Origin of the sequence: Poseidonibacter sp. (genome assembly GCF_041821165.1) — a bacterium.
Classification (GTDB): domain Bacteria; phylum Campylobacterota; class Campylobacteria; order Campylobacterales; family Arcobacteraceae; genus Poseidonibacter.
The window spans coordinates 1-10,740 of record NZ_JBGUES010000070.1; the positions used below are offsets into that span (position 1 = coordinate 1).

At 28.2% G+C, this 10,740-nt stretch carries 11 protein-coding genes and 3 tRNA genes; 11 read left to right on the plus strand and 3 right to left on the minus strand.

Translation table 11 applies throughout. The features are described from left to right. The 3 genes from ACERKK_RS07030 to murA all read right to left on the minus strand — a co-directional run. The coding region (locus tag ACERKK_RS07030; protein ID WP_373772375.1) for a hypothetical protein at positions 1-396 on the minus strand (396 nt) is incomplete at its 3' end. A 9-nt stretch (positions 397-405) separates the two neighbouring features. Then, entirely contained in the window at positions 406-1,500 is a 1,095-nt protein-coding gene (locus ACERKK_RS07035; protein WP_373772376.1) for a hypothetical protein, read from the minus strand. A gap of 101 nt (positions 1,501-1,601) precedes the next feature. Further along, positions 1,602-2,867, minus strand: coding sequence for a UDP-N-acetylglucosamine 1-carboxyvinyltransferase (gene murA, locus ACERKK_RS07040; protein ID WP_373772377.1), 1,266 nt, complete (start codon positions 2,865-2,867; stop codon positions 1,602-1,604). 135 nt (positions 2,868-3,002) lie between these two features. Here murA and ACERKK_RS07045 point away from each other — a divergent pair, with 135 nt between their 5' ends. From ACERKK_RS07045 to ACERKK_RS07095, 11 genes are all read left to right on the plus strand, one after another. Continuing rightward, the gene (locus ACERKK_RS07045) at positions 3,003-3,908 is read left to right on the plus strand and encodes a DMT family transporter (RefSeq protein ID WP_373772378.1); all 906 of its coding nucleotides are present in this window, start codon (positions 3,003-3,005) and stop codon (positions 3,906-3,908) included. After that, positions 3,898-5,631: a glutamate synthase-related protein gene (locus ACERKK_RS07050; protein WP_373772379.1), complete on the plus strand. Its 1,734-nt coding sequence runs from the start codon at positions 3,898-3,900 to the stop codon at positions 5,629-5,631. The genes ACERKK_RS07045 and ACERKK_RS07050 overlap by 11 nt, the downstream gene beginning before the upstream one ends. Then, a complete protein-coding gene (locus ACERKK_RS07055) occupies positions 5,621-5,998 on the plus strand; it encodes a DUF6394 family protein (RefSeq protein WP_373772380.1) in 378 nt (125 codons plus the stop codon). The genes ACERKK_RS07050 and ACERKK_RS07055 overlap by 11 nt, the downstream gene beginning before the upstream one ends. 14 nt (positions 5,999-6,012) lie before the next feature. Then, on the plus strand, positions 6,013-7,695 hold the full coding sequence (locus tag ACERKK_RS07060; protein ID WP_373772381.1) for a TrkA family potassium uptake protein: 1,683 nt from the start codon (positions 6,013-6,015) through the stop codon (positions 7,693-7,695). Next, positions 7,696-8,496, plus strand: coding sequence for a 3-deoxy-8-phosphooctulonate synthase (gene kdsA, locus ACERKK_RS07065; RefSeq protein WP_373772382.1), 801 nt, complete (start codon positions 7,696-7,698; stop codon positions 8,494-8,496). Between the two features lie 172 nt (positions 8,497-8,668). Then, positions 8,669-9,139 carry a 6,7-dimethyl-8-ribityllumazine synthase gene (gene ribH, locus ACERKK_RS07070; RefSeq protein WP_373772383.1) on the plus strand — a complete coding sequence of 157 codons (471 nt, stop codon included), beginning with the start codon at positions 8,669-8,671 and terminating at the stop codon, positions 9,137-9,139. 1 nt (position 9,140) lies between these two features. After that, the gene (gene nusB / locus ACERKK_RS07075) at positions 9,141-9,536 is read left to right on the plus strand and encodes a transcription antitermination factor NusB (RefSeq protein ID WP_373772384.1); all 396 of its coding nucleotides are present in this window, start codon (positions 9,141-9,143) and stop codon (positions 9,534-9,536) included. Between the two features lie 15 nt (positions 9,537-9,551). Further along, positions 9,552-10,247, plus strand: coding sequence for an orotidine-5'-phosphate decarboxylase (gene pyrF / locus ACERKK_RS07080; protein WP_373772385.1), 696 nt, complete (start codon positions 9,552-9,554; stop codon positions 10,245-10,247). Between the two features lie 104 nt (positions 10,248-10,351). Next, positions 10,352-10,442, plus strand: a tRNA-Ser gene (locus tag ACERKK_RS07085). An 18-nt stretch (positions 10,443-10,460) separates the two neighbouring features. Beyond that, positions 10,461-10,537, plus strand: a tRNA-Ile gene (locus ACERKK_RS07090). A gap of 10 nt (positions 10,538-10,547) precedes the next feature. Continuing rightward, positions 10,548-10,624 (plus strand) — tRNA-Gly (locus tag ACERKK_RS07095). Positions 10,625-10,740 lie beyond the last annotated feature (116 nt).

Consider the following 10,740-nt stretch of genomic DNA (forward strand, 5'->3'; position numbering starts at 1 on the left):
TTTAAATGCAAATTCTTTTCTTTTAGGCCAATCTATTGGCGTTTTAGGATTAGATTTTGAATTCTCATCATATCCTTGCCAATGATTTTCTCTTTTTATATCAGTTTGCGTGTTTTTTGTATATTCATAGTTGAAAAACTGATTTATAACATCTTCTACAATTAGTGTTTCTCTAATTCTAATGTCTTTTTCACCTTGTGTTTTTTCAATAATAGAGTAGTCAATATTAATTTTTGGATGATTTGTTTTCATATGTAGTTTTAAATCTTTTATAAAAAGTTCTATTTCACCCTTTTTATAAATAGATTTAAAGATTGTTTTTCTGTAAATATAAAGAGGTATTAGTGATAATATTATCAAACTTGATAATATTATATAAGTTGTATCTAATACCATTGTAGAACTTTAGATTATCTCTGGATTAACTTGGTGAAGGTTTAAAGTTTTTCTTGCTTCATCATGTTTTCCTGATGCTAGTTTTTCTAATTCATTTACATGAATAACAGGTAAAATAATCTCTCTTCCTGAACATTTCTCTAATGCTTTTCTATTATAATCAAATAAATAGAAGTCATTTGTATTATCAACTAATAAAAAGTCTGCATTATTATCAAATGCATCTAAAATAATAGTAGTTGCTATTTGAAATGTAATATCAGGATTTACTGCAAAAGTATTTTTTGCTAAATCTAATTTTGTTGTATCTAAATTTAAAATATTTGCATTAAGTTTTGATAAAAGAGTTTGAGTTTTTTCAATATTTAAAGATGGATAATAAACAATATTAAAATCTTTAAAATCATGTTTTATTTCATTTGATTCTTCTAGTTCACCAAAGTCAATAATTAAAGTATTATTTACTCTAAAGTTTTGTTTGCTTACAGATGCTCTTAATTGTAATTTATCTTGGATATTAGTGATTTTTCTCTCAACTTCTTCATCAAGGTCTAAAATTCTATTTTTTAAACTTGTATGATATTGTGCACCAATTTCATACTCATTTATAATATTTAAAATACTTTTTTCATTTGATATATCTTTTTGAATTAAATCAAATGCTAATAAAAGTAATGCATCACCAATATAATCACTTTTATAGTTTAATGTATTTGATGCATAAAAATATGCTTTAAGTATTTTATACTTTTCTATGTCTTCTTGTGTTGTAAAATCTTTTAATAATTCTAATTTTTCTATAAAATCATTATCATCAATGATTAAATCATTATTTGCTCTTCTAATTGAAATTGGTTCAATTGTAATTTCTTTTGTGAAGTTTTTAACTAAATCATTTATACTAATTGATGCTTTTACATATACACCATTTACTACAAGATCAAAGTTTTCATCATTTTCATATCCAAGCTTAGCATCTTTATTAATAGTATTTAAAATATCTAATAAAGTTTTTTCATCATTTATTTTTAAAAAATGCTTTGTGTAATATGGTAAATAATCAGAGTTACAATCAAATTTGAATAAAGAAATTTCTAGTTTCATTTTTATAATATCACCTTTTATATAGTTGATTAATTTTAGTTAATTTATACTTAAAAAAAATGAAAAACAATATTGTAAATTGTATTTCATTTAAAATCGTGTTATTCAGTAAACCTTTTTACTTCTGCACCAATTTTAGTAAGTTTACCTTCTAAGTCCTCATATCCTCTATCTAAGTGATAAATTCTATGAATATTAGTTTCCCCTTGTGCAACTAATGCTGCTAATACTAATGCTGATGATGCTCTTAAATCAGTAGCCATAACATCAGAACCTTTTAAAGTATTCGCTTTTCCATTAATTGTTGCAGTATTTCCATTTACATGAATATCAGCACCTAATCTTAATAGTTCACTAACATGCATAAATCTATTTTCAAATAATCTTTCATCAATTGTACTAACACCATTAGCTTGAGTTGCTAGTGCCATAAATTGTGCTTGCATATCTGTTGGAAATCCTGGATATTCTGTTGTTACAATATTTACAGGTTTAATTTCATCTGTTGGTAATATCGTAACTGAATCTTCATCTTGAAGAACTTGAAAATTCATCTCTTCTAATTTTGAAATAATTGACTCTAAATGAAGTGGAATAACTTTTGAAATTTTTAGTTTTTCATTTGTAATAGCAGCTGCACACATATATGTACCTGCTTCAATTCTATCTGGAATTACATCAAAATCTTTTATTTCTAATAATTCTTTATTTGAACCTTGAATAATAAGTTTTGAAGAACCAATACCTTCTATTTTAACACCAGAGTTTGCAAGTACCTCACAAAGCTGAACAATTTCAGGCTCCTTTGCAGCATTAATAATAGTTGTTTCACCATTTGCTAAAGCAGCTGCCATAATTGTATTTTCAGTTCCACCAACAGTAACTTTATCAAATACAATTTTTGCACCCTTTAAACCATCAGGTGCAGAAGCTTCAATATATCCATGATTTATTACTATTTTTGCACCCATTGCTTCTAATGCTTTTAAGTGTAAATCAACAGGTCTTTGTCCAATTGCACAACCACCAGGAAGTGAAACCTCACAATAACCAAATCTTGCTAGAATTGGTCCAAGAACTAAAATCGAAGCTCTCATAGTTTTTACAATATCATACGTTGCTGTTGTTTTATTTATTGTAGATGGATTAATCGTAACTCGACCTTCATTCTTTTGAAATGTTCCACCTAATTTATCAATTAGTTTTAAAAATGTATTAATATCAACAACATCAGGTAAGTTACCAATACTAATTTCATTTTTCGCTAAGATTGTACAAGCAATCAAAGGCAAAGCTGCATTCTTAGCACCAGAAATTATTACTTCCCCTGAGATTTTATTCTTTCCAATAATCTTTAAATATTTCATATTATTCCTACAATTGTCTATCTTATTTATATATAAAAGCAATATAATATCTAAAATATGCTTTAAGCTAAAAAACTAATAATCTTTCTTTAATATGTTTAGCAATACAATCACGTTTTTAAAATAGGATATAGTATGGATAGACAAGTTGCACTAGGTGTAAAATATATGCTTTTTGCCTCCCTTATGTTTGCAGTAATGGGTGCAGTAGCAAAAGAATTGAGTGACTCTATGAGTTCTGTTGAAGTTGTTTTCTTCAGAAACGTTTTTGGAGTAATATTAATATTAATTTCTATATATAATAAACCATTAAATCAAATTGGTGGAAAAGTTGGACTTTTAATTTTTAGAGGAATGGCTGGATTTATTGCACTATTATTTTTCTTTTATAATATTGCACAGATTCCCTTAGGAGAAGCAATGACTTTTTCTAAAACCTCTACAATTTTTACAGCTATTTTTGCTTATATCTTTGTAAAAGAAAAATTAGGTGTAAAAGGATGGTTTGGTGTATTTGTTGGTTTTGTCGGAATTTTATTTATAACAAAATTTGATGGCTCATCATTAGATAAAACAGATTATTTAGGAATTTTATGTGGAGTAGGTGCAGGATTGGCATATACTTCAATTAGAGAATTAAGAAAATTTTATGATTCAAGAGCAATTGTTTTATCATTTATGACAATTGGTACTATTGGACCAATGATTCTTTTAATTATAGGTAACTTTTATGTTAACCCAGATTTAGATTTTTTATTTGCTAAATTTGTAATGCCTCAAGCTAATGATTGGTATTACATTGTTTTATTGGGTGTTTTTGCAACACTTGCCCAAATATATATGACAAAAGCATATTCAAATGCTAAAGCTGGAATTATTGGAACTATATCATATAGTAATATAGCATTTTCAATAATATTAGGGATTATTCTTGGTGATAGTTTCCCTGATATTTGGATATCTTTTGGTATACTTTTAATCGTTATTAGTGGACTTTTAGTTTCAAGTAAAAATAGTAATAAGGAAAAAAATGGAAATTAGTTTATCTACTGCTTCATGGATACTATTTGCAATTATTATGATTGCATGGTATGTTCATGATAAATATGTACAAAGAGATCATCAATTATTAGTTAATTATCCAATAATTGGAAGACTTAGATATGTTTTTGAAGAGGCACGTGAACCTTTTAGACAATATTTTGGTGATGAGAAATTTTATGAGTCAAAAGACAAATTAGACTGGGTTTATAAAGCTGCAAGTGATGCACCAAATTATGCATCATTTTCACCATCACAACCCTTGCCTAAACCAAAATTTATGATAAGACATGCAAATATTGTATTAAATGATAATGAAGTTGATGATAAGTTTGAAGTTATATTTGGAGCAAAAAGAAAAAATCCATATATTGCTAAAACTATTGTTTCAAGATCTGCAATGAGTGATGGTTCTATTTCACCAGAAGGTACAAGAGCTTTTGTTCGTGGTGCACAAATGGGAGCATTTCCTATTAATTCAGGTGAGGGTGGTTTAACATCTAACTTTTTTGTAACACATCAATCTTATAAACCTGAATATATGAAAATTGTTCATGGTACAGAGTTTAAGAAAAAAGTAAAAGATTTAGTTGACCTATTTTTTAATGGTGCAATGGCAGCTGATGTATATAGAAGTCTAGTATTTAAAAAAGACCCAGAAGCTGAAACTTATGTATTTGATTTAAAGTCACAATTATTTCATAGAGTAAATTGGGATGCCCCTTTAGAGGATTTCCCAAAAGAAGTTCCTGAAGATATGGCAGATATTATCTTACAATTAAGTTCAGGTTTATATGGTGCAAGAGATAAAAATGGTAATTTTGATCCAGATAGATATCAAAAAACTATGAGATTTTGTAAAATGACTGAGATTAAAATTGCTCAAGGTGCAAAACAAACAGGTGGGAAGTTAACAGCTCATAAAGTTACTCCTGCAATTGCTTATTATAGAAATGTTGAAGCAAATAAAGATGTTTTTTCTCCTAATAGATTTCCATATGCTAACTCTATTGAAGAGTTATTTGATTTTATAGGAAGGTTACAAGAATTATCAGAAAAACCAGTTGGTGTAAAAATTGTTATTTCAGATCTTGAAAATATTGAACCTTATGTAAAAGAGATAAAAAGAAGAATTGATGAAGGAAATGATAAGTATCCTGATTTTATTTCTATTGATGGTGGTTCAGGTGGAAGTGCAACAGCTCCAATTGAAATGATGGAAAGAGTTGGATTAAATATTAAAGATTCAATTTATCTAGCTGATAAAGTATTAAGAGACTATGGAGTTAGAGAAGAAGTAAAACTAATTGCTAGTGGTAAAATTTTAACACCTGATGATATTATTATTACTATGTCTTTAGGAGCAGATTTTGTTCAAATTGCAAGAGGATTTATGATGAGTGCTGGTTGTATTAGAGCAAGATATTGTTCAGGTACAACAGGTCATGATTGTCCAGTGGGATTAGCTACTCAAAATAAAAGTAAAAGAAAAAAATACTTTGTGTATAAGCAAGCAAAAAAAGTTACAAACTATCATAATAACTTACTAAAAAGTGTAAGAGGTATGCTTGCTATTATGGGACTTAAAAATATTAATCAATTAAATAAACATAGAATTTTATTTTTAGATAGAGATTCACGTGTTCATGATAATATGGATGAGGTATTTAAGAGAAGACTAGATATTGGAAAAGATTTAGGGGATGAACACCATGAATCTTGATAAGGTTATAGCAGGGTTTTTTATTATCCTTGCTATGACAGTTAACTTTGGATTTTTCTATGGTGATATGTATTCACTTGATTCACATAGTAAGTATGAACTATTTGCAGCAATTATTATAAATATAATTGCAACTGTACTTAAAATAGGGGATAAAACTCAAATGGGTTCTGTTCTTTTAGCAACATCACTTGTTGCAGATATTCAACTAATAGCAGCTGCTATTGTATGGACTGTTGCTACTTATGTATATGTTATGGATGCTGCTACTATATCTACAATAGTATCATTATCAGGTGGAGCATTATTAGCAAATATTGTCTCAGTTGCTTTATATATAGGGGATACTCTAAAATCAAAAAGATAAAATAGGATTTTATTTTGGAAAACAGTTCACTTTTTATCATTTTATCTAGAATGAGAGTACCTTTTTTAGTAATTATAAGTACATACACTATTGCAATTGCAGGTTTACTGATAATTGATGGTGTAGATGCAAATGGAAATACTTATCATATGAGTATTTTTGATGCTTTTTATTTTGTAACGTATACAGCAACAACAATTGGTTTTGGTGAGACTCCTTTTGAATTTACATATTCACAAAGAATATGGGTAACCTTATCAATTTATCTTACTGTAATTGGATGGTTTTATGCAATAGGGTCTTTAGTATCTTTATTGCAAGACCAGCTTTTTTTAAAAGAGATAGAAAAAGCAAAATTTAAAAGACAAGTGAAAAACTTAAAAGAAAAATTTATTATCATATTAGGATATAACCAAATCACTAGTGAGATAATAAAAAAATCATTAGACCAAGGTTTAAGAACAGTTGTAATAGAAACAGATAAAGCAAAAAAGAATGCTTTACTTTTAGAAAACTTCACTCCTTTTGTACCTATTTTACTTACAAGTAATTATTCACTTAAATCTTTAGAGTTATCAGGAATAAAAAAAACAAACTGTAAAGCAGTTGTTTCTTTATTTGAAGATGATTATTTAAATTTAAAGATTTCATTAATATCAAAATTACTTAATAAACATGTAATAATTGCATCAAAATCAACTACTTTAAATCATACAGAAAACCTAAAAGATTTAGATGTTGAAATAATAGTAAATCCTTTTTCTATCATTTCTTCTGAGATAAATATGGCTTTAAGTTCACCAAATATTTTAAGATTAGAAAAATGGCTTTATAAAATTGATACTTTAGATTCAAAGCTACCTTTATTTCCAAGTGGTAAATATATAATTTGCGGTTATGGAAGAATGGGAAAAAGTATTTATAAAAAACTAAGTAAAAACAATATTGATGTAAAACTTGTAGAAATTGATAAAAACGTAGCAAAACAATTGAATCAAGAAAATTTAGATATTACATTTGGTACAGCTGATGATAGACAAACATTATTAGATATTGGAATAGAAGATAGTGTTGCAATTGTAGCAGCAACTGATGATGATATAACAAATTTATCAATAGTTGCAACTGCAAAAAAACTAAATCCTAAAATTATGACAATAGTTAGAGAAAATGAAATGGAAGATTATTCTATTTTTCAAAATGCTAATATTGACCATCTTTTTATGCCCTCAAAGATTTTAATAAATAAAACAGCAAATGCTTTAATCAATCCAATATCAGATATATTTTTAAGAATGATTATAAAACAAGATAATATTTGGGCTTCAAAACTAGTAAGAAGATTAATAGAAAAAATTGATAATAACCCATTATTATTTGAAGTAGAAATTAATGAAAAAACTACACCTGAGATATATAACTATTTAGAAAAGAAAAACAGTCTTACTTTAGATATTTTATCAAGGTCTTTACATAATAAAGAACAGAGCAATAATGTGGTACCATTGCTCTTACAGAGAGAAAAAGAAAGTATACTTTTACCCCAATGGGAAGAGAGTATTAATATAGGCGATAAGTTATTATTAGCTTGTGATAAATATGCAATAAACGATATAGAATATATTAGTCAAAATATTTATGAATTTTATTACGCTTTAACAGGCGAAGAAAAAAGAACAATTTTTAAAAGGAAATAAATGAAAATTTTAACAGGACCATGTGTTTTAGAAGATAGAGACACAGTAATGAGAATTGCTGAAAAATTAATACCTTTAAGTGAAGATAAAAGAGTTGAATTTTATTTTAAAGCTTCATTTGATAAAGCAAATAGAACAAGTTTAGATTCATATAGAGGACCTGGATTAGAAGAGGGTTTAAAATTATTTCAAGAAATAAAAGAGCAGTTTGGATACAAACTAGTTTCTGATATTCATGAATCTTACCAAGCTAAACCAGCTGGAGAAGTATTAGATATATTACAAATCCCAGCATTTTTATGTAGACAAACTGATTTATTAGTTGAAGCTGCAAAAACTAATTGTAAAATTAATATTAAAAAAGGTCAATTCTTAGCAGCTGGTTCTATGAAACATCCAGTTGAAAAAGTATTAAAAACTAGAGGAATTGATGAGGTTAACTATAAAACTTCTAATGAAAATGGTGTTTGGCTTTGTGAAAGAGGTAATACTTTTGGATATGGAGCATTAGTAGTTGATATGAAAAATTTAATTGCAATGAGAGAATATGCACCAGTGATTTTTGATGCAACTCACTCAGCACAAGTTCCAAGTACAGGTGGAACAACTGGTGGAAATTCTGCTTTAGTTCCAAGTCTTGCAAAAGCTGCTGCTGCTGTTGGTGTTGATGGATTCTTCTTTGAAACACATACAGATCCAAGTGTTGCTTTAAGTGATGGACCAAATATGGTACAAGTTGATGAATTATACAATGTAATCAATGATTTATTTGCTATTCAAAACGCATTAAACTATAAATAAAATAAAAGGATTTTATATCCTTTTATTACACTTCTTTATTTTTATTACACTTCTTTATTCTTAATTAAAAAAACTAAATTCATTAATCTAAACAATATTTAGATATAATCGCAAAATATAAATAAATAATAATAAGTAATTTCTTTTAATTGCTTGTTTTTTGGAGATGTAAATGAATATTATTGAAGGTAATTTAAGATTAACTGGTAACGAAAAAGTTGCTATTATAAATGGTAGATTTAACCATATTATTACAGATAGATTAGTTGAGGGTGCACAAGATGCATTTAAAAGACATGGTGGAAATGAAGAGAATTTAGATTTAATTTTAGTACCAGGTGCTTTTGAAATTCCTTTTGCTTTAGAAAAAGCATTAGCAAGTGGTAAATATGACGCAATTTGTTGTGTTGGTGCAGTTATTAGAGGAGCAACTCCTCATTTTGATTACATTTCAGCAGAAGCAACAAAAGGTATTGCAACAGTTGCTTTAAAATATGGGAAACCTGTATCAAATGGTGTTTTAACTACTGATACTATTGAACAATCAATTGAAAGAGCTGGTTCTAAAGTTGGAAATAAAGGTGCAGAAGCAATGGTTACGATTATTGAAATGTTAGACCTTTATAAAGCAATGGAGAAATAATTTGGCAACAAGAACACAAGCAAGAGAATCAGTAATAGGTTTATTATACGCATACGATTTAGGTAATGAAGGTATAGTAAAATTTGTTGATGAAATCTTAGAAGATAAAAAAATTAGAAATAAACAAAAAGAGTTTGCATTAAAATTATTTAATGGTGTTATTGCAAACTTAGAAAGAATAGATGAAGAAATTATTACAAATTTAAAACAAGGAACTATATCTGATATAGGTTCTGTTGAAAAATCTATTTTAAAATTAGCTATATACGAAATCTTATTTGAAGACTTAGATAGAGCAATTATTATAAATGAAGCAATTGAATTATCAAAAAAATTAGCAAGTGATGGTGCACCTAAGTTTGTAAATGGATTACTTGATAAAATTGTTAAGTCTTAGTTTATGAGTAGTAATATGAAATTATGTGTATCTTTAGATTTACCAACAGCTAAAGAAAACTTAGCATTAGTAGAACAAATTAAAGATTTTGATGTATGGTTAAAAGTAGGTCTTAGATCTTATATAAGAGATGGAAAAGAGTTTTTAGAAGATTTAAAAGCTATAAATCCAAATTTTAAAATATTTTTAGATTTAAAACTTTATGATATTCCAAATACTATGGCAGATGCAGCAGAAGAAATATCAAAGTTTGGACTTGTTGATATGTTTAATGTTCATGCAAGTGCAGGAATTGAAGCTATGAATACAGTTATGCAAAGAATTAAAGATATTGCTAATAAACCTTTAGTTATTGCTGTTACTGCATTAACTTCTTTTGATAATGAAGCATTTAAAGCAGTATATAATGAAGATATTAAGACAAAAGCTACAAAACTTGCTATTGATACTTGTAATGCAACAGTTGATGGTGTTGTTTGTTCTGCTTATGAGAGTTTAGATATTAAAAACAATACAAATCCTAACTTTATTACTTTATGTCCAGGTATCAGACCTTTTGGTGAAGATGCAGGTGATCAAAAAAGAGTTGCAGATATTCCTTTTGCAATTGAGAATAAAGTTGATTTTATTGTAGTAGGACGACCTATTTATAAATCAGAAAACCCAAAAGAAGTAGTAGAAAAAATCCTAAAAAACATGGAAATTGCATAAATTTTCACTTTTTTTATAATATTTAAATAATTTAAGGGAATTTTAAGCACGGTGCTATTATAATTCCCGTCCTGAATTTGTGGTAACACAAACAAAGGACGAAAGGACAGCTGGGTGAGCTGGCTGAAACCACATCCCTGCTAAGGATGCGTACTGGCAACGGTACCGAGGGTTCGAATCCCTCGCTGTCCGCCATTTAGAAAATATAACCAAGGGTCATTAGCTCAGTTGGTTAGAGCACTCGGCTCATAACCGAGTGGTCGGAAGTTCGAATCTTCCATGACCCACCATTAATGTGATGCGGGAATAGCTCAGTTGGCTAGAGCCTCTGCCTTCCAAGCAGATTGTCGCGAGTTCGAGTCTCGTTTCCCGCTCCATTATCTTTGTAGAATTGGTGTCTACTTAGAATTTAATTTAACACCATGTGATGCGGGAATAGCTCAGTTGGCTAGAGCCTCTGCCTTCCAAGCAGATTGTCGCGAGTTCGAGTCTC

Excerpts from the sequence above, each read along its gene's own strand:
- murA (WP_373772377.1), bottom strand. The coding sequence starts at position 2,867 with ATGAAATATTTAAAGATTATTGGAAAGAATAAAATCTCAGGGGAAGTA.
- ACERKK_RS07050 (WP_373772379.1), top strand. The coding sequence starts at position 3,898 with ATGGAAATTAGTTTATCTACTGCTTCATGGATACTATTTGCAATTATT.
- ACERKK_RS07035 (WP_373772376.1), bottom strand. The coding sequence starts at position 1,500 with ATGAAACTAGAAATTTCTTTATTCAAATTTGATTGTAACTCTGATTAT.
- ribH (WP_373772383.1), top strand. The coding sequence starts at position 8,669 with ATGAATATTATTGAAGGTAATTTAAGATTAACTGGTAACGAAAAAGTT.
- ACERKK_RS07045 (WP_373772378.1), top strand. The coding sequence starts at position 3,003 with ATGGATAGACAAGTTGCACTAGGTGTAAAATATATGCTTTTTGCCTCC.
- ACERKK_RS07055 (WP_373772380.1), top strand. The coding sequence starts at position 5,621 with ATGAATCTTGATAAGGTTATAGCAGGGTTTTTTATTATCCTTGCTATG.
- kdsA (WP_373772382.1), top strand. The coding sequence starts at position 7,696 with ATGAAAATTTTAACAGGACCATGTGTTTTAGAAGATAGAGACACAGTA.
- pyrF (WP_373772385.1), top strand. The coding sequence starts at position 9,552 with ATGAAATTATGTGTATCTTTAGATTTACCAACAGCTAAAGAAAACTTA.